This is a genomic window from Colwellia demingiae (assembly GCF_007954275.1).
GTDB classification, from domain to species: Bacteria; Pseudomonadota; Gammaproteobacteria; order Enterobacterales; family Alteromonadaceae; genus Colwellia; species Colwellia demingiae.
Genome location: NZ_VOLT01000004.1, coordinates 503,328 through 522,974 on the forward strand (window position 1 = coordinate 503,328; position 19,647 = coordinate 522,974).

The window sequence follows — 19,647 nt, forward strand, 5'->3', positions numbered from 1 at the left end:
AATAAAATGTTAAATGAACAAGCCTCAATAGAAAAACTACGTTGGATTATGACTCAATTGCGGAATCCTACAACAGGATGCCCATGGGATATTAAACAAGATTTCGCTTCTATAACGAGTCACACGTTAGAAGAAGCTTATGAAGTGGTTGATGCAATCGAACAAGGTGATTTCGTCGAGCTTGAGAAGGAGCTTGGAGACTTACTCTTTCAGGTGATTTTTTATAGCGAATTAGGTAAGGAACAGCAACATTTTGACTTAGATACTGTGATAGCGGCAATCTGTGAAAAACTCATCCGACGTCATCCTCATGTATTTGCTCAGGCAAGTTTGCAAACAGATGAAGAAATCAAAGCCAATTGGGAAAATGAAAAGGCGCTAGAAAGAGAGCAAAAAAATCAACAAAATGTGGGTAAAGATGCGGTTCTTGGTAAATTAAGTATTTTGGCAGATATTCCAAAAAACTTACCCGCATTATCACAAGCAGCAAAAATTCAAAAACGCTGTTCTCATGTGGGATTTGATTGGGATAACATGCCTGATGTCTTCGCTAAAATTGAAGAAGAAGTACAAGAGGTTAAGGACGAGCTAGAAGCTGACTCTCTCGATAAAAAGGCATTAGCCGAAGAGTTAGGTGATTTAATGTTTGCGGTAGTAAACTTATGTCGTCATGCCAAAGAAGATCCAGAAACATTGCTTCGCCAGGCGAATAAAAAGTTTAGCAAACGCTTCATTGGTGTTGAAGAACAAGTAAACCAATCAGGCAAAAGTTTTACTGAACATGACTTAGCTGAACTAGAACATTATTGGCAGCAAGTTAAAATCCAAGAAAAGAAAGTATAAGAACATTTCTCGATACGTTTATACCCAGAAATAAGATATTTAATATGACCGAAAATATGACAGCAAAAAACTCTCCAAATAAAGCACAAAATACAACTCACGTTACCATAGCGCTAACTAATCCAAAAACCCCAACTAATGTTGGTGCCGTAATGCGTGCAGCAGGTTGTTATCAAGCGGATCAAATTATTTATAATGGTAATAGGTATGCCCAAGCTGCCAAGTATCATAAACAGACTCTACAAACTGATACCTTCAACATGATAGATAAAATCCCGTTAGTGCAGGTAGAAAGTTTTATAAGCATAAAAGACTCACTGGAAAGTATTCCATCGTCTGCTAAAATTATCTGTGTAGACTTAGTTGAAGGTGCAACGCCGTTACCACATTTTATTCATCCCCTTGAGGCTGTTTATATTTTCGGCCCTGAAGATAGTTCGATAAAACAAGAGGTCATTGATATAGCTGATGATGTCGTTTATGTGCCAACTGTGGGCTGTATGAATCTAGCGGCTACGGTTAATGTTTTACTTTATGACAGACTAGCAAAATCTTTGACTAGTCAAGAAGACTCAATGTTAGCGGACAATGCGTTGATTCGAAAAAGTCGTGATACCAATAACACCTCAAAAGTTAAGTAGCGCTAACATTAAATGTATGGCTATTATTATTTAGTCTATTTTTCACTTATAATTTATGAGCAAAGGGAGTTATTATTTGAATTCAGAAATGGAATACCAATTAGCCCAAGCTGGAAATAAAGGTAAAGTGTTAATTCTAAAAGTCACGGGAATATTCTTTGTTGGTTTAGCCATTCTAGGTGTGGTATTACCTATTTTACCAACGACACCATTTTTACTAGTAGCAGCTGCCTGCTTTGCTAAATCCTCCCCTGCAATGCAGCGAAAACTTTTAGCCAATAAAACATTTGGGCCATTAATTCATGATTGGCAAAAATATCGGAGTATTCCTAGAAAAGCTAAAAGAATCGCTTTATTAACTATGATTCTCTCAGTCTGTTGGTCGGCTTTTATGTTGCAAAGTGCAATGTTAACAGCGCTTGTAGTCGCTTTGGTTATTGGTCCGTTTATTTTTATATTGCGCTTACCCGAGAGTAAATAATGAATAAGTTGGTTATAAATAAAGGGTGCTGGCTCAATAGTTGTAAAAGCTATAAGCACTAAACTAGATAAGTCAGCATTGTCATTTTAGAGATTAAAAGGTGGCTAATAAATTGGCTAACTAAGCGCTTTAGTAACTATGGCGGCCAAATGATCAGGCAGCGTTAAAGTTAAAGCAATATCATGTCCTTGTTCAGACATTTTTTTCCATGTTAATTGCACAATACGAACAATCTTGGCTTCATTATCTTGCTCGGTATATTTTGCTGCAAACTCATCAAAGTAATGCATAAGAAAAACTAAACAGGCGACATCTTCTAAGGTTTGGCTATCATTATTAGTGCTTAAGTTTTCTTTTCTAATAATTGCAGCGCATTGCTCTGATTCTTCTACAGTGTAACCTTGTTCAATCATAATACTTGCTGTTAGTTCTGCATGAAACTTTCCTTGGGCAATTCGCCACTGATAGTAGCCTGCTTTCCCTTCGGAAAATTCAGTACGCTTTAACTGCCAACGTTTTATATGCTGTGCTCTAACCGCAATTTTTAATAGCTCATTCGCTTCAGGCCAATATAAGTTTAAACAGTCAGTCATTTGTTGTCCGTAAACTAACTCTTTTGCTTGGTTCTCACCATTAACCAAAATTGTATTTGGGTCTTGGCGATTAATTTCGTCAATGGCGGATAAGGTGTTGTTTAAATTTTCTATAGTCATTTTAAAGTCAATCTAAGGCTTAATTCAGGTAAGTTGCGTTATTATACGCAACTACTTATAAAAAAAGTATCAAAGCAAATTAAGTTAACGACAAAAATAATAAAAAATAGACAAATTTATAGCTGTGATGGCTTGTTGTTATTGTTGTTCCTTTAGCTTTTACGTATAATACTTTCCCGTCCTGCTTGTTTGGCAAAACTCCTATTTCAACAACTTAATATTTACACTATTACTGTGTTTTAGTCTTACTAAATACAAGTATATAGAGTCATTTATAAAAGTTAGCTTGAAATAAAGTTATAAATATTAACCAATTAAGCACAAAATTCTGTTTTTCTGACATCGGTGTAGACATGACAACTAGATATATTTTTGTAACTGGCGGTGTAGTATCGTCTCTTGGTAAAGGCATTGCCGCAGCCTCATTGGCAGCAATTCTTGAAGCGCGTGGTTTAAAAGTTACCATGCTGAAACTTGATCCGTATATTAACGTTGATCCAGGTACCATGAGCCCTATACAACATGGCGAAGTTTTTGTTACCGAAGATGGCGCAGAAACCGATCTTGATTTAGGCCATTATGAGCGCTTTATCCGCACCAAAATGACTAAACGTAATAACTTTACTTCGGGTCGAATTTACCAAGATGTTTTAGCCCGCGAGCGTAAAGGTGAGTTTTTAGGCGCTACCATCCAAGTTATTCCTCATATCACTAACGATATTAAGCGTCGTGTTATTGAAGGTGCTGAAGGTTACGATATCGCTATGGTAGAAATAGGCGGTACAGTTGGTGATATGGAATCACAACCTTTCTTAGAAGCTATTCGTCAATTGGCATTAGAGGTTGGTCGTGATCGTGCTATGTTTATGCATTTGACCTTAGTACCATATTTGGCTGCGGCAGGTGAAATCAAAACTAAACCAACGCAGCATTCAGTAAAAGATTTACGCTCTATCGGTATTTTTCCTGACATTTTAGTATGTCGTTCAGACCGTGCTATCCCTAACGCCGAACGCGCTAAAATATCACTCTTCACTAATGTTGAAGAGAAAGCGGTTGTATCAATGCGTGATGTGGACAGTATTTATAAAATACCAGCATTATTAAAAGCTCAAGGCACCGATGAAATAGTTGTTAAGCGCTTTGGTTTAGACGTACCTGAAGCAGACTTAACTGAATGGGAAGAAGTACTTTACCATGAGGCAAATCCTATCGGTGAAGTGACTATAGGTATGGTTGGTAAGTACACTGAATTACCTGATGCTTACAAGTCAGTAAACGAAGCCTTAAAACATGCAGGTCTTAAAAACCAAGTAACTGTAAATATCAAATACATTGACTCGCAAGATGTAGAAGTCAAAGGTGTTGAGATGTTAGCTGACTTGGACGCTATTTTAGTCCCTGGTGGTTTTGGTGAACGTGGTGTTGAAGGTAAAATTTTAACCGCACAATATGCGCGTGAAAACAAAGTACCTTATTTAGGTATTTGTTTAGGTATGCAAGTAGCCTTAATTGAATTTGCTCGTAATGTTGCCGGTTTAACCGATGCGCACAGTACTGAATTTAATAGTGAAACTCCATACCCAGTGGTTGGCTTAATCAGTGAATGGTTAGACGAAGAAGGCCAAGTTGAGTACCGAAATGAGCAATCAGATTTAGGTGGCACTATGCGTTTAGGTTCACAATTGTGCCACTTGGTGAAAGGTACCAAGGCTTGCGACGTATATGGTAGTGAAACAATCAATGAGAGACATCGTCATCGTTTTGAGGTAAATAATAACTACCGAGAACAATTAAGCAAAGCTGGTTTGATTTTCTCGGGTTTATCGTCAGATAAAAGTTTAGTTGAGGTGATTGAAATAGCGGATCACCCATGGTTTATAGCGGGTCAATTCCATCCTGAGTTTAATTCTACTCCACGTGATGGTCATCCGTTATTCGAAAGCTTTGTTGCAGCCAGTTTTAAACTGCAGAAAAGCTAACCGAAGACACCATATAAAACCGTAGCTATTGCTGCGGTTTTTGCTTTAAGTTTAGGAAGAACATTATCCTATACGTTTATAAGTGTAGTCATAGCAAAATTAAAAATTAACTTTATTGCTCAGCAGTTTGTTTGAGCGTCATCAAAATTAGTAGGAATGATAATGTCAAAGATTAGCAAAATTTTAGCACGTGAAATCATGGATTCTCGTGGTAACCCAACCGTTGAAGCCGATGTATATCTTGAATCAGGTGCTTTTGGTCGTGCCGCAGCTCCTTCTGGTGCATCAACAGGCTCACGTGAAGCTCTTGAATTACGTGATGGTGATAAAGCACGTTATTTAGGTAAAGGTGTTTTAAAAGCTGTTGCAGCAATAAACGTTAACATTCAAGCAGCTCTTATTGGTCAAAGTGCTTTAGACCAAGCTAACATTGATCAAATCATGATCGATTTAGATGGCACAGAAAATAAAGAACAATTTGGCGCTAACGCAATTCTTGCTGTTTCTTTAGCAACGGCTAAAGCAGCTGCAAACGAAAAGAAAGTTCAATTATTCGAACACATCGCTGACTTAAATGGCACGCCAGGTGTTTACTCATTACCATTACCAATGATGAATATCATCAATGGTGGTGAGCATGCTGATAACAATGTTGATATCCAAGAATTTATGGTTCAACCTGTTGGCGCTAAAAGTTTCCGTGAAGCTTTACGTATGGGTGCTGAAATTTTCCACGCACTTAAAAAAGTATTATCTTCAAAAGGTATGAGTACTTCTGTTGGTGATGAAGGTGGTTTTGCTCCTAACTTAGAATCTAATGCCGATGCATTAGCAGTAATCAAAGTGGCTGTTGAAGCTGCTGGTTACGAATTAGGTAAAGACGTAACGTTAGCGATGGATTGTGCTGCTTCTGAGTTTTACGATGCGGACAAAGGTATTTACGACCTTACTGGTGAAGGCAAGCAATTTACGGCTAACGAATTTTCTGACTTCTTAGGCGAGCTTTGTAAAGAATACCCTATCGTTTCAATTGAAGATGGTTTAGACGAGTCAGATTGGGATGGTTTCAAATACCAAACTGATTTATTAGGTGATAAAGTTCAAATCGTTGGTGATGATTTATTCGTTACAAACACTAAGATTTTAGCGCGTGGTATTGAAAACGGTATTGGTAACTCTATCTTAATCAAATTTAACCAAATTGGTACATTAACTGAAACGTTAGCTGCTATCAAAATGGCTAAAGATGCTGGCTTTACTGCTGTTATCTCTCATCGTTCAGGTGAAACTGAAGATGCAACTATTGCTGATTTAGCGGTAGGTACAGCAGCAGGTCAAATCAAGACAGGTTCTTTATGTCGTTCTGACCGTGTTTCTAAGTACAATCAATTATTACGTATTGAAGAGTACTTAGGTGATAAAGCTATATTTAACGGTTTGTCAGAAGTTAAAGGCCAATAATGCTCAATACTTTTGCCAGTGAATAAAATTACTTCGTAGCATGTACTCACTGACTATCGTCAGCTCCGTGCAAGCGCCTAGTTCTTTTAACTACTAGCTTCAGTATTAATCATTATGAATGCTATTTGAATAGATGAATATTAGATATTAAAAACGCGACTTAGGTCGCGTTTTTTTATGCTTACAGTTTTAAACCTTAATATTTAAGTATCAGGAAAATCTTTTATAATCTCAGTGATTAACAAAGCTGTTTGTTCAGGACTTTCAAGAGGAAACATATGTCCGCCTGTAACCGTTTTAAGTTTTATGTGCTTATTAAGTTTCACAAAGCGACTAAAAATGTGATGAGGGAAAACATCGGTAGTGTCACCGTATACCAAGGTTGCAGGTACGGTTAATTTATTTTTATAACTGGATAAATTCGAAGGGATATTCCTAAAAATATTTGCTTCAACTTGTGCATCAAAGCTCAATACCAATTGATTATTACGTTCACAAATACCATGCGTTATATAATCAGCTAAACAGCGACTATCGAATGCTTTAAATAGTTTCCTTCCAGAAAATAACGCACCAATATCAGACCCTAATGGCCATTGACTACGACGGTTTTTAGCACGACCTGCAGGGCTAAATTTATCTATCCATTTAGTCTTCTTCAACAACCTAGCAGCAAGTGCGCCAGCCCCGCTTAATGCAGGAGGATCTAACATGATAAGCCCTTTAAATAAATCGGGTCTTTGACAGCAAGCAATAAAAGAAATCACACCGCCAAATGAGTGGCCAAGACAAATGACTTTATTGCCATCAACTTGTTGCGATTCAACATGATTTATTAACTCTTCAACTTGAGCCTGCCAGTTATGGTTAATGGGCATTTTAGGATCATGACCATACTTATCTAATGCGATAACGTGTGTACTTTCAGGGAGGTAATTAAATAATGTTTGATAACTACCTGCAGGGAACCCATTAGCGTGGGCAAAATTTATAACATTTTTTGGCATTGAGTTTATTTGATGATAAAGGTGAACACAAAATTTAAACGGGTGTTTCAATTTTGTCAACAAGTTCTTATTTTTCAGCTATAAAACTTCATTGATATATATCAGTTCAGCTGATTGTATCTTGCTGGTCTTGCTTATCTATTCACTTGGTTTTTACGCTTCTTACAACTGCTCAAGCGAGTATGCAAATGTAGATAGATCTTTTTAGCTAAATTTCTTATAACAAGATCTTCTAACGATACTTTCTTTTAATGATTGATATTACCAAGGTAACTTACCAAGTTTCTCACTAGGAACTTTATATTTTGAAATTAAAAAGGGCATATTTATAATAAAATATGCCCTTAAAATAACTAATTTATGTCGGTAAAGTAATTAACTACCGTTTAAAGTAAATCTGTTAATTGCTTTTCAAGCTTGACCTGATCAATAGTGAAGTTACGAATACCTTCAGCAAGTTTCTCTGTTGCCATTGGGTCTTCATTCATCTGCCAGCGGAACTCTGCTTGGCTTAAAGCGGCTTCTTTTTCTGCCGTAGCTTCACAAGCCGTTAATTTTTGGATTACCGTGTCAGTGCTGTTTGCTAGTTCTTCCATTAACTGTGGGCTGATTGTTAAACGATCACAGCCGGCTAATTCAAGAATCTCGCCGATATTTCTAAAGCTTGCACCCATTACTACGGTGTTAAAACCTTGTTGTTTGTAATAATTAAAAATACTGGTAACAGAAACAACACCAGGATCTTCATTACTTGCATAGTCATTTCTACCGGTATCTTTTTTATACCAATCTAAAATACGACCAACAAAGGGAGAGATTAAATAAGCGCCTGCTTCAGCACATGCGCGTGCTTGTGCAAAGCTAAATAACAAGGTTAGGTTACAGTTAATACCTTCTTGCTCAAGTTGTTCTGCTGCTTTAATACCTTCCCAAGTAGAGGCAAGTTTAATTAAAATTCTATCGTTACTAATGCCTGCTTCGTTATACATGGCAATCAGTTTGTGGGCTTTAGTAATAGATGCAGATGTATCAAAAGATAATCGAGCATCCACTTCAGTAGATATACGGCCAGGGACAATTTTTAAAATTTCCAGACCAATTAACACTGAAAGTTTATCTGCAGCATCTATAACTTGTTGTTCTGCACTGTCAGATTGTGTTTTAGCCCAAACAACAGCGTCTTTAACTAGCCCTTGATAATTAGGTAAAGAAGCGGCTTTTAATAAAAGCGATGGATTTGTTGTCGCATCTTGAGGTTGAAACTTTGCAATAGCCTCAATATCACCCGTGTCAGCCACAACAGTGGTCATTTGTTTTAATTGTGCAAGCTGTGAAGAAGAATTTGTCATGGCGTTACCTTAAATAGTGTTCCGGAAATTTGATTGCTAAGTATCTCTAAATTCGATATTGAATGTAGCTGGTGAAATATTACAACATAAAAATAAAAAAGCACCCTTTATTGCGCTATTTTTAACAAGATATTACATTTATGTTTGTAAGTTACGCCAAACATGAAAAATAACGCAAATAGTGTCATTGATTAAACGCTATTAACATAGTTAAAGCTTATGATATATTATGCTTAATTAAGTACTCCCTGAAATTGGCTTAAAACTATGTTACTTGTTGTTTCACCTGCGAAAAAATTAGATTTTGAATCTCCTCTGGCTACAGAAAAATTTAGTCAACCTGGCTTGCTTGAACAAAGCCAATTATTAATAGATGACTGCATTAAACTTTCACCAAGTGAAATCGCAAGCTTGATGAAATTGAGTGATAAACTTGCTGGCTTAAATGCTGCACGTTTTGGGCAATGGTCAACACCTTTTACTCAAGATAACGCAAGACAAGCTATATTGAGCTTTAATGGTGATGTTTACACTGGACTTGACGCGCAATCTTTTAGTGATGAAGACTTTGATTTTGCCCAGACAAATTTCAGAATCCTGTCAGGTTTATATGGCTTATTAAAGCCGCTTGATTTAATGCAAGCCTACCGTTTAGAAATGGGGTGTAAGCTTGGTAATAGTCGAGGTGATAATTTATACCAGTTTTGGGGCGAGATCATTACCGATGAACTGAATAAAGCCTTAAATGAGTTAGGTGATGATGTGCTTATTAACCTTGCCTCAACCGAATACTTTAAATCAGTAAAGAAAAAATCGTTAAACGCTACCATCATTACACCAACATTTAAAGATTGGAAAAATGGTCAGTATAAGATAATCAGTTTTTTTGCTAAAAAAGCACGCGGACTGATGGCGCGTTACATCATTCAGAATAAGTTAACATCCGTAGAGCAAATTAAGACCTTTGATTTAGCGGGTTATCAATATAACGAAGCTATGTCTAAAGACAATGATTGGGTATTTACTCGTAAAGAAAGCTGATAATCAACTTAGCCAGTAACCAACTCAGTTTACTGGTATTGATTATGATAAATTTTAAACATTTTAACAGGAGGTGACATGTTAACTTTACTAGCAAAGCTACTACATGCCTTAAACAGTGATAGTTCCATTAGGCAAATAGCCTTAGCAATAGCGTTAGGTTTTATCGTTGGTTTATCGCCAATATTAACCTTGCATAATATTGTTATAATATTTTTTGTATTAATCATCCGAGTGCATTTAGGTAGTTTCATCCTCGCGGCCGGTTTCTTCTCTGGTCTGAGTTATTTATTATCTCCCGCCATTGTTCAAGTGGGTGAATCCCTATTAACACAGCCAAGTTTGACTGGTTTCTTTACTTCATTATACCAACTCAGCTTGTTTAAATTAGCTCACTGGCATCACACCTATGTTTTAGGTGCGTTTGTTTTAGGCGCTGTTTTATGCGCACCTATATACTTTATCAGTAAGTTTATTATTGAGAAGTATCGAGTGCATATTATGACGTTTTTTGAGAAATTTAGAATTGTTAAGGCATTAAAAGCATCTAAGTTTTATGGTTTGTATACCAGTTTTACAGGTGAATCTAGCTTAACTAAAGGAGGCCTGTAATGGCACGGTTTATTCGTTGGCAAGGAATGGTTGCCTTTGTTCTATTAACTGCATTAGTTGCTGGTTTGTTGTATCTATTTGCTGAAAGCTTAGTCAAAAGCGCTATCGTTAGTTCTGCAGAAAGTGCTTTTGGTGCTGAAGTGAATGTGGCAGAAGTACAGCTTGGATATTCGCCTTTACAATTAAGTGTTTTAGGTTTGCAAGTTACCGATAAAGATTCCCCCACACAGAACTTATTTAGCTTTGAGCGCGCTACTGCGGGTGTTGATGTTTGGCAATACCTATTTGGTAAAATTATTATTGATGAACTCGAAGTAAGCCAGTTAGCATTTTCTGGTGTTAGATCTCAAGCGGGTAAAGTTTATGTTGATGAAGTAAGTGATCAAGCAGAAGAAAGTTTATCAGATCAAGCGAAAGCAATGCTGCCAGAAGTGGATATGCAATTACCTGATATTAAAGCCCTACTTGATGACAGTAACTTGTTAACGGTTAAAGCCAGTAATGAATTAAAAAACAGCTATAAAGTTGAGCAAGCTAAGCTTATAGCGTTGAAAACACAATTACCCAGCAAAGCTAAATTGAAGTCTTACCAAGATAAAGTAGAAGCGTTAGGTAAAATGAAAGTTAGTTCACTCGCTGATATTGAAAAAATAAAAACTGAATTTGATAAAATTAAAGCTGAATTTAAGGCAGATCAAGCACTGATTAAAAAAGCTAAACAGCAAGTGTTAGATAGCAAAGATTTATTAGCTCAGCAAATTAATGAGTTAAAAAATGCGCCGACAAAGGATTGGCAACAAATAGAAAAAACATACCAGTTAGATAGTATTGATACGGAAGATTTTGCTCATATTCTCTTTGGTGAAAAAGCTAGAGACTACGTACAAAAAGCACAATGGGCCTATGAACAAATAGCACCCCTTATGACTGATATGAAAGGTGATGGCACAACCAGTGAAGTGAAATCTCACGCTAACGGACGTTTTATCTTTTTTAAAGAAGATTCTCCATTACCCGCTATATTAATTAAAAAGGCATTGTTCTCAATTAAACTTGAACAGGGTGAAGTCAAAATCACTGGCAGTTAGCTTACGCATCAACATTGGATTAGAGGTAAAGATAGCCTTATCAATATTAATTCAATTGATAATGGTGAGCTTAAATTGAGTAGTAATTTTAAGTTAACGCAATCAGGTGATTTTAGTGCGAACGGTGACTGGCTTGTTAATAACAGAACATTATCCAATACTGAGTTAACACAAAGCAAAGCGTTAACTTTATCACTAAGTGCAGGGAAACTTGATGGCATAGGTAGCTTTAACGTAATTAATGGGGAAGTTGAGGCAACTAATCAGTTCTCACTTAAACAAGCGAGCTATCAAGGTGAGGCAGAGTCAAAAATTACCAAGCTATTACTTGATACCATTAAATCATTAGATAGTTTGACTGTTGATGTTGGCGTGAATGGCGAGCTTAGCAAGCCAAGCTTTACTATTGCTTCGTCATTAAATGATGCACTAACTGGTGCTTTCAAACAGCAGGTTTCTGCTAAATTGGATGACTTTAAAAAGAAAGTTAATAAAGGCTTAAATGAAAAATTAACCAATGCCTTGAAACTAGGTAATAGTCAATCTGCAGAGTTGCTTGACCTTGAAGCACTATTAACTGATTCAGATAAAGCGTTAGCTGACTTAAAGAACTCAGATATTGTCAAACAGCAACAGAAAAAGCTAGAAGACAAAGTTAAAAATAAAGCTAAAGATAAATTAAAAGATAAACTTGGTGATCTATTTGGTTAAAGTAGCTATTCGCTAAAGCGATCAATGAAAGGGCATTCTACGCTACTGCTTATTTATTAATTATCACAGGTCTTAAAATATAAATTTATTAACTGGTAAGGGAATGAAAATGAATAAATATATAGCAGAATGTATTGGTACCTTTTGGTTGGTTCTGGGTGGGTGTGGCAGTGCAGTACTAGCTGCTGGATTTCCTGATGTTGGCATTGGTTTATTGGGTGTATCATTCGCCTTTGGTTTAACGGTGCTAACGATGGCTTATGCGATAGGGCATATCTCGGGTTGTCATTTAAATCCGTCAGTATCGGTAGGTCTTTGGGCTGGAGGACGCTTTCCTGCTAATGAATTGATGCCTTATATCATTGCCCAAGTCATTGGCGCGATTCTTGGTGCTGGCGCTTTATACCTTATAGCGAGTGGCCAACCAAGTTTTGATTTATCAGCGGGTTTTGCGTCAAATGGTTATGGCGCACATTCGCCCGGTGGATACTCTATGACAGCAGCGCTTGTCGCTGAAGTTATATTAACTATGATGTTTATTTTTGTCATTATGGGAGCAACGGACAAACGTGCCCCTGCAGGTTTAGCACCTATCGCGATTGGTCTGTGTTTAACTTTAATTCATTTGATCAGTATTCCGGTGACCAATACGTCAGTAAACCCTGCACGTAGTACCGGTGTTGCATTGTTTGTTGGTGATTGGGCTGTAGCGCAATTATGGTTGTTCTGGGTTGCGCCTATTGTTGGTGGTTTTGTTGGTGCTAAGTTATATCGCTTAGTTGCTAAAGAAGAACAAGATGATAGCTAGCCCAGCACTTTAAAGTAGCTTGAGTATAAACATAAAAAAAGACCGGGTTGCTATCAGCAAATCGGTCTTTTTTATATTCTTATGTTTTTATAATGTTACCAGTAACTACGCATTGCAACGGTAAAACTCCAGCCATCATATGCACCGCCATCATTAGCATTATCATCCATTTTTGCATACTGTAAGCCAGCTTGAAGTTTTAATTTATGGTCGTTTATAAACCAGTTAACACCAGCATATACTTCTTGGTATTTGTCACCGCGCTCACCATCTACGCTGCTTTGACCATATTCATCAACTACTTTGCTATCATAACGGCCTAAACGAACGCCATTATCTTCTGAACTATTCAGGTAAGTGTAACGAGCAACCCATTGAATTTTTTCACTTTGTTGATAGGTTGGCATCACGACCACACCAAAGAGATCACTCTGGCCTAAGTCTCCTTTACCCCAAGATATATCACTCTGTAAACCCCAGTCGTTTTGTTTAAACTTACTTGAAGTACTCATAACTTGAGAGAAGTCACGGGTGTTACCGTCTTCATGGGTGTCGTTATAGACATAATCAAAGCTCACTTCAGCTTTATCCCAAAGGTTATTTTTTGCTAACTTTTTACTGGTTGAAAACATGGCGAAATAACTAGCATCGCTAATCGATATTTCATCAGAGCCGTCACTAGAAAATATGCCTGTTTTATACGACCAATCATCAGTGAGCTTAGTTTTAACGCTTACCCCGGTAAAATACTCTGAGGTGAACCATAAATTATTTGTTAGGTTGTTACGCTGTGGTGTTAGTAGTTTTTTCGACGAAGTTTTACCATCTAAAGTAAAACCTGTCGATTGTTTCAAAAATTTTAGTTCGGTGTCTTTATCTAATGACCAACTAACATTGGCATCCGTTAATCGGTTATAAGCATCACCTAATGAATCGTTTAAATTTATATCTGCTTCTAAAGCAACTTTAAACTCACCGTACTTGCCTTTAAAGCCGAAGCGAAAACGACGCCATAAGGTGTCGTTAAAATCGCCCTGGTCGCTATCCACCCAAGTAGAGTCTAATTGCAAACGACCAGACAATTTAAGGTAATCACCTTGTTCATTGTCATATAAGTCAGCAAAATCCCAAGCGTCTTCAAAACTGCTTTCAGTACGTTTATTTACTTCAGTGTCTTGGTTTGCTTTGGTGTTTATTTCATGGCTTTCACTTTCTATATTCGATTTTGCATGAGCAAATGAAATACTAAGTGACGTTGCCACCGCAAGTGCGATGATTGTTTTAACTCGTGGGGATTTTTTATTAGTTAATGGCTGGTTTTTCATATTAATTACTATCATAAAGTTGAAGACCCAATTATTAAGGTTTGCTCGTAGTTTGAGCAAAACCCCCATAAATGTCGGACTATTCATTACTAAACAGATTAAATCACAAGTTAATATAGGGCTGTTATTTAATGCGTTTGGTATAACTTCATCCATAAAGTGAATGCGCCGCTATTACAGCATTGCTTTATGACAGAAATATTACATACCGAGACTTAAGTGCAATAAAAGTGTCACAATAATGTAACTCTTGAATGGCAGTGATATACCCAAACAAGATGAAATTGCTTGGGTATAACTCGGTAAAGGGTTACTTAGCTGCCTTTGCTCGCTTAGCTTTTTTCTTCACTTGTTTTTTAGTTTTGGCTTTTTTCTGAGAGGTAGTAAGCTTAACTTTTGCCTTTTTATTGACCACGCGAGATTCTTTGTTTTTCGGTCGTAAGTCTGCAATAAAACGGCGTGACAAGCGTTCTTTGGTATAGCGTTCTATTTTACCAATAACAGCCATATCATGAGCTTCAACTAAGGAAATAGCCGTACCCTTTTTACCCGCACGACCAGTACGGCCAATACGGTGAATATAAATATCTACTTTACGTGGCATATCAAAATTAATAACATGGCTGATATCATCTATATCAAGACCACGGGCTGCAACATCTGTTGCCACTAACACTTTAACCTCGCCCTTTTTAAAACGTTCTATTTCCTTGTTACGTTTATCCTGTGGCATTTTTCCTTCTAACCAAACACAAGGTAACTCTTCAGCATAAAGCTTACCTGAAAGATATTGCACGGTTTCACGCTTGTTAGCAAAAACAACGGTACGTTCTACACCTTCTTGTTTTAAGGTATTTACCAGCAGGTTTAACTTATGGTTAGCATCATCGGCTAAATGAACCCACTGATGAATTACGGCTTTTTCTTTACGTGATGGTTTTGATTCTAAGAAAACTGGCTCATTAAGCACTTCTTCGGCAAAAAGTTGTACGCCTGGACTTTCAAGAGTCGCTGAAAATAACATGGTCTGCTTACGCCAGCGTGCTTCAGCAACAATGCGATTAATGGTTTCACTAAAGCCAAGGTCGAGCATGCGATCTGCTTCATCTAGCACTAATATCTCAATTTCACGGGCATCAAATTGTTCATTTTCGATATATTCTAATAATCTACCTGGTGTGGCGACTAAAATATCGGTTGTGCTCGTTAAAATGTCAGCATGACTACCATAGTTAACACCACCAGTAATAACGCCGGTTTTTATTTTTGTTAACTCGGTAAGCTGTTCACTGTCTTCACCTATTTGTATCGCTAACTCACGAGTCGGCGTTAAAATTAGCACACGAGGGAAACCAGGTTTGGTACGTGGATAATCTAATAAATGCTGAGCAATGGGTAATAAAAATGCGGCAGTTTTACCTGTGCCAGTAGGCGCTGATGCCAATACGTCTTTGCCAACCATCGCTTGAGGGATGACAAGTTCTTGAATTGAGGTAGGCTTGGTGTAACCAATTTTATTGATACTGGCTAATAATTCTGAGTCTAAATCGAATTGCTCAAACATAGGGGATAATTCACTAAGAGTTAATAATACCCATTTCATTAAATAATTGACCTACTTTATACGTAGAGAAAATTGCCAAATACAAGACATTTATTTAAATAACTAGTTGTTCTAATTATTAAATAAATAACGAAGTCATTGGTAATTTTAACCAGTAGAAATGGTTAATTAATTAGTGAGATTGGTATAATGATAATATGTCGGCAATTATAGTGGTTTTAGCCCTTGCTGTAACTATTTATCGCAAGGGCTGAGTAATTGGCGGAGTAAATTTTCCAAGGACGTATTTTGAATAAAAGAACAATATCTAAAGTAGGCTGCTGTACTCTAGTAATACTTGTTCACACCAAGTATCTAAGCGTTCATCGGTCAAGTTATATTGGCTATCTTCATCTAAAGATAAACCTACAAATTTGCTGCCATCAGCCGTCAATGCTTTTGATGCGGTAAACTCATAACCTTGATTTGGCCAATAACCAACAACGGTTGCACCTTGTGCGATGACTTGGTCATGTAACATGCCAAGCGCATCTTGAAACCATTCAGTGTAACCAACTTGATCGCCCATTCCATATAGAGCAATAATTTTATCTGAAAGATCTATTTGATTGATATCACTCCACATAGATTCCCAGTCTTCTTGCAACTCACCAAAATCCCAGGTGGAAATACCTAGAATAATAAAGTCATAATCAAGACACAGGGCTAAAGGTTGATCTTTGATATTGAATATATCAACCAAGTCTGCACCGATTATCGCTTGTATTTTTTCGGCAACTATTTCAGTGTAACAAGTGGTTGAACCATAAAATAAACCAATTTTCATTATGCTATTTCCAGTTTTTATTTTAATACGAACTATATTAAGCGGGATTTTAGCAAAAACAATTATCTTTGTTTACAAGTTAATTCAATTTACTGGCTATTTTAAGTTGCAAATAATCTCTCATGGCTGTAATTTCCTTGCTTATATCTAGGTCTATTCATATGAACACGACCATTAGCCTCATTATTATCGATTTATAACTTTCATTTATTCGAAAGTTGTTAGGAAGTTGTTAGGAATCATTATGTTTAAAACATTCATTATTAGCGCTGTACTTGCCACACTTACTTTACCTATGTTGTTGCAATACTCCAATGCAGCCGAACAAACTAATGTACCCGCTACATTAGCTAAGCCAGTGAGTGATAAAGCTGTGCTTGATGCAGATTTTTTAAAAGAAAAAATTAACAGTACTATAGGATTAACTGTTGTTAAGGTTGAAGCAACAGCATTACCAGGCATTGCTCTACTCGTTACCAACCAAGGGCTATTTTATGCAAGTTATGATGGTGAGTTTTTCATTCAAGGAAAAGTCTACAACTTAGGCTCTACCGTGAAAGATATAGGCGAAGAGAGCTTAGCTAAAGTTCGTCTAGAAGGTTTGAAAAACTTTGAAGATAACATGATTGTTTATAAAGCTGAGAATGAAAAATACGTGGTGTCAGTATTTACTGATATCACCTGTGGTTATTGCCGTAAAATGCACGAAAAAATGGCAGACTATAATGCTCGCGGTATCACTTTTCGTTATTTAGCTTATCCACGAGCTGGTATTAAAGACCAAAATGGTAACTTAACTCAAGGTTTCAAAGATTTACGTTCGGTGTGGTGTAGTGAAGATAGTGCAACAGCGTTAACTAAAGCTAAATCTGGTACTGGTATTGCGTATCGAATTTGTGAAGCACCAATTGAAGCACAGTTTAATTTTGGTCGTCAAATTGGTGTTAGTGGTACGCCAGCGATTATCTTATCAAATGGTATGATGGTTCCTGGTTACCAACCACCAGAGCAATTAGAAGAATTATTGAAAAACACCTAATTTATTTTTCATTATCGTTATAGATAAACGTTTAAAAGTACTTGCTGATTTTCACCAAGTACTTTTTTTATGGTAAAAATAAGCTATAAAGCTTTATCACAGCTATACCCGTTACCATTCAAAGTGCAGGGGTTCAGTGGGAATTAAAATTACTTTAGGCAAGGAAGATAATTTAAGTATAGTTATTCTATGCATTGATTATTTGACGTGTATAAAGTCATTTAAACCCCATCGAAGAAGCGCTTGAGCAACATCACTTGATTGTTGCTGTGATTTATAAGGGAATAACCATTATTTCATCACAGCGTCTTGAATTGAAATTGCTCAAGCACTCTGAAACATGCATCTTGATTGGTAACGGGTATATAACTATCACCAGCAGAATTGAGAACGAATAGTATGAGTAAAACAATTGTTCGCCGAGCGAAAGTAGCTACCGGCCACTTGCCTGATAACCTACCTGAAATCATAAAACAAATTTATGCTAGTCGTGGTATGGAATCAGCACAAGAGCTTGAACTTAACGTTGCTAATTTACAAGGTATGGTCGATGAAACGGCGCTTATGGGTATGGACAAAGCATGTCAGTTATTACATGACGCGCTAGTAAATAAACTGCGTATCATTATTGTTGGCGATTTTGATGCCGACGGTGCTACCAGTACTGCATTAATGATGACAGCACTGAGCCTATTTAACAGTAACAACCATGATTTTATTGTGCCAAATCGTTTTGAATATGGCTACGGTCTTACCCCTGAGATTGTTGATATTGCAGCAAAGCAGAATACGCAAATGTTAATAACGGTTGATAATGGCATCAGTTGTATTGCCGGTGTTAAACGTGCAAAAGATTTAGGTATGCAGGTAATTGTTACGGATCATCATTTGCCAGGACACTCCTTACCCATTGCTGACGCCATAGTTAATCCTAATCAGCACGGTTGTAATTTTCCGAGTAAAGCCCTTGCAGGTGTGGGTGTAGCTTTTTACTTAATGCTGGCTTTAAGAAAGTATTGCCGTGAGCAAAACTATTTTTCAGAGCAAGGCATTGCTGAGCCTAATATCGCTCAACTATTAGATTTGGTTGCTTTAGGAACCGTTGCCGATGTGGTTTCACTTGATGCGAATAACCGTATTTTAGTGGAGCAAGGTTTGAAACGTATTCGTGCAGGGAAGACTCGACCGGGCATTCAAGCGCTTATTGAAATCGCAAATAAAAATCAGCAAAGACTCGTTGCCAGTGATTTTGGTTTTGCCCTCGGCCCGCGAATTAATGCGGCAGGGCGGTTGGATGATATGTCTTATGGTATTAACTGTTTACTTGCGAATGATTTGTCTAGTGCTCGTGTGATGGCTGCAGAACTTGATGACCTCAATAAAACTCGACGAGAAATAGAGCAGGGTATGCAAGCAGAAGCTGAGCAAGTACTTACTTCTCTTAAGTTTGATGAAGATAACTTACCTAACGCTATTGCCCTTTATCAACAAGACTGGCATCAAGGTGTTATCGGTATTGTTGCTGGTCGATTAAAAGAAAAATTTCATCGACCTTGCATTGTTTTTGCTAATGGCAAAGATGATGACTCAGTTGATGTTACCCAAAGAGAAATTAAAGGTTCGGCGCGTTCTATTCCGGGTCTGCATATTCGAGATTTATTAGAGCATATTGACAGTCAACATCCTGATATTATTCTTAAGTTTGGTGGCCATGCAATGGCGGCAGGTTTATCTATAAAACACGGTAACTTTGAGCGCTTTCAGCAACTATTTAATGAATTAGCGGGTAAATGGTTAAAAGCAGAAGATTTGCAGAGTATTATTTTATCGGATGGTGAGCTCATGCTTGAACACCTCAGCTTAGACTTTGCAGAGCAGTTACGAGATGCCGGTCCTTGGGGACAAAACTTCCCTGAGCCATTATTTGATGACACTTTTACATTGGTACAGCAGCGTATTGTTGGCGAAAAGCATCTTAAATTAGTGGTAGAAAAGCAGGGTGAAGTCTTTGATGGTATTGCTTTTAATGTTGATGTTAAAACATGGCCAAATGCTCAAGTAAAACAGGTACATTTAGCTTATCGATTAGATGTTAATGAATTTCGTGGTAAACGCACGGTGCAATTCATGGTTGAAAATATCACGGCTGTTTAGCT

Annotated in this window: 18 protein-coding genes; 12 read left to right on the plus strand and 6 right to left on the minus strand. The window is 37.2% G+C overall.

Going from position 1 to position 19,647, the window contains the following annotated elements; genetic code table 11:
* Positions 1-6 precede the first annotated feature (6 nt).
* The 3 genes from mazG to ESZ36_RS10290 all read left to right on the plus strand — a co-directional run bounded on the left by mazG (position 7) and on the right by ESZ36_RS10290 (position 1,965).
* Positions 7-843 (plus strand): nucleoside triphosphate pyrophosphohydrolase, encoded by an 837-nt coding sequence (gene mazG, locus ESZ36_RS10280; protein ID WP_146787213.1) that lies wholly within the window; start codon positions 7-9, stop codon positions 841-843.
* Between the two features lie 44 nt (positions 844-887).
* Positions 888-1,484, plus strand: coding sequence for an RNA methyltransferase (locus ESZ36_RS10285; protein WP_146787216.1), 597 nt, complete (start codon positions 888-890; stop codon positions 1,482-1,484).
* Positions 1,485-1,560: 76 nt separating this feature from the next.
* The gene (locus ESZ36_RS10290; protein WP_246129053.1) at positions 1,561-1,965 is read left to right on the plus strand and encodes a YbaN family protein; all 405 of its coding nucleotides are present in this window, start codon (positions 1,561-1,563) and stop codon (positions 1,963-1,965) included.
* Positions 1,966-2,081: 116 nt separating this feature from the next.
* Here ESZ36_RS10290 and ESZ36_RS10295 read toward each other — a convergent pair whose 3' ends face one another.
* Complete coding sequence (locus ESZ36_RS10295) at positions 2,082-2,678, minus strand: DUF4202 domain-containing protein (protein WP_146787218.1); 597 nt, start codon at positions 2,676-2,678, stop codon at positions 2,082-2,084.
* Between the two features lie 353 nt (positions 2,679-3,031).
* Here ESZ36_RS10295 and ESZ36_RS10300 point away from each other — a divergent pair, with 353 nt between their 5' ends.
* Together ESZ36_RS10300 and eno are read left to right on the plus strand one after the other, a co-directional pair.
* Positions 3,032-4,660: a CTP synthase gene (locus ESZ36_RS10300; protein ID WP_146787221.1), complete on the plus strand. Its 1,629-nt coding sequence runs from the start codon at positions 3,032-3,034 to the stop codon at positions 4,658-4,660.
* Positions 4,661-4,822: 162 nt separating this feature from the next.
* Positions 4,823-6,121 (plus strand): phosphopyruvate hydratase, encoded by a 1,299-nt coding sequence (gene eno / locus ESZ36_RS10305; protein ID WP_146787225.1) that lies wholly within the window; start codon positions 4,823-4,825, stop codon positions 6,119-6,121.
* Positions 6,122-6,324: 203 nt separating this feature from the next.
* On the opposite strand, the gene ESZ36_RS10310 is transcribed toward eno, so the two are convergent.
* Both ESZ36_RS10310 and tal read right to left on the minus strand, forming a co-directional pair.
* A complete protein-coding gene (locus ESZ36_RS10310; RefSeq protein WP_146787228.1) occupies positions 6,325-7,128 on the minus strand; it encodes an alpha/beta fold hydrolase in 804 nt (267 codons plus the stop codon).
* A gap of 386 nt (positions 7,129-7,514) precedes the next feature.
* A complete protein-coding gene (gene tal, locus ESZ36_RS10315; protein ID WP_146787231.1) occupies positions 7,515-8,477 on the minus strand; it encodes a transaldolase in 963 nt (320 codons plus the stop codon).
* Positions 8,478-8,744: 267 nt separating this feature from the next.
* Between tal and yaaA the strand changes: the two genes are divergently transcribed.
* From yaaA to aqpZ, 5 genes are all read left to right on the plus strand, one after another.
* Positions 8,745-9,518, plus strand: a complete 774-nt coding sequence (gene yaaA, locus ESZ36_RS10320; RefSeq protein ID WP_146787234.1) for a peroxide stress protein YaaA — start codon at positions 8,745-8,747, stop codon at positions 9,516-9,518.
* Between the two features lie 78 nt (positions 9,519-9,596).
* Entirely contained in the window at positions 9,597-10,130 is a 534-nt protein-coding gene (locus tag ESZ36_RS10325) for a DUF2062 domain-containing protein (protein ID WP_146787237.1), read from the plus strand.
* Positions 10,130-11,218 carry a TIGR03545 family protein gene (locus tag ESZ36_RS22875; protein WP_246129054.1) on the plus strand — a complete coding sequence of 363 codons (1,089 nt, stop codon included), beginning with the start codon at positions 10,130-10,132 and terminating at the stop codon, positions 11,216-11,218. Before ESZ36_RS10325 ends, ESZ36_RS22875 begins: the two co-directional genes overlap by 1 nt.
* 75 nt (positions 11,219-11,293) lie before the next feature.
* The gene (locus tag ESZ36_RS22880; protein ID WP_246129055.1) at positions 11,294-11,929 is read left to right on the plus strand and encodes a hypothetical protein; all 636 of its coding nucleotides are present in this window, start codon (positions 11,294-11,296) and stop codon (positions 11,927-11,929) included.
* Between the two features lie 109 nt (positions 11,930-12,038).
* Positions 12,039-12,737, plus strand: coding sequence for an aquaporin Z (aqpZ, locus tag ESZ36_RS10335; RefSeq protein ID WP_146787240.1), 699 nt, complete (start codon positions 12,039-12,041; stop codon positions 12,735-12,737).
* 95 nt (positions 12,738-12,832) lie between these two features.
* On the opposite strand, the gene ESZ36_RS10340 is transcribed toward aqpZ, so the two are convergent.
* From ESZ36_RS10340 to fldB, 3 genes are all read right to left on the minus strand, one after another.
* Positions 12,833-14,062: a porin gene (locus ESZ36_RS10340; RefSeq protein ID WP_146787243.1), complete on the minus strand. Its 1,230-nt coding sequence runs from the start codon at positions 14,060-14,062 to the stop codon at positions 12,833-12,835.
* Between the two features lie 310 nt (positions 14,063-14,372).
* A complete protein-coding gene (srmB, locus tag ESZ36_RS10345) occupies positions 14,373-15,626 on the minus strand; it encodes an ATP-dependent RNA helicase SrmB (RefSeq protein WP_146787410.1) in 1,254 nt (417 codons plus the stop codon).
* A 307-nt stretch (positions 15,627-15,933) separates the two neighbouring features.
* Positions 15,934-16,452 carry a flavodoxin FldB gene (fldB, locus tag ESZ36_RS10350; protein ID WP_146787246.1) on the minus strand — a complete coding sequence of 173 codons (519 nt, stop codon included), beginning with the start codon at positions 16,450-16,452 and terminating at the stop codon, positions 15,934-15,936.
* A gap of 244 nt (positions 16,453-16,696) precedes the next feature.
* Between fldB and dsbC the strand changes: the two genes are divergently transcribed.
* Together dsbC and recJ are read left to right on the plus strand one after the other, a co-directional pair.
* Positions 16,697-17,491, plus strand: a complete 795-nt coding sequence (gene dsbC, locus ESZ36_RS10355) for a bifunctional protein-disulfide isomerase/oxidoreductase DsbC (RefSeq protein ID WP_146787249.1) — start codon at positions 16,697-16,699, stop codon at positions 17,489-17,491.
* A 399-nt stretch (positions 17,492-17,890) separates the two neighbouring features.
* Entirely contained in the window at positions 17,891-19,645 is a 1,755-nt protein-coding gene (recJ, locus tag ESZ36_RS10360) for a single-stranded-DNA-specific exonuclease RecJ (protein WP_146787252.1), read from the plus strand.
* Positions 19,646-19,647: the final 2 nt, after the last annotated feature.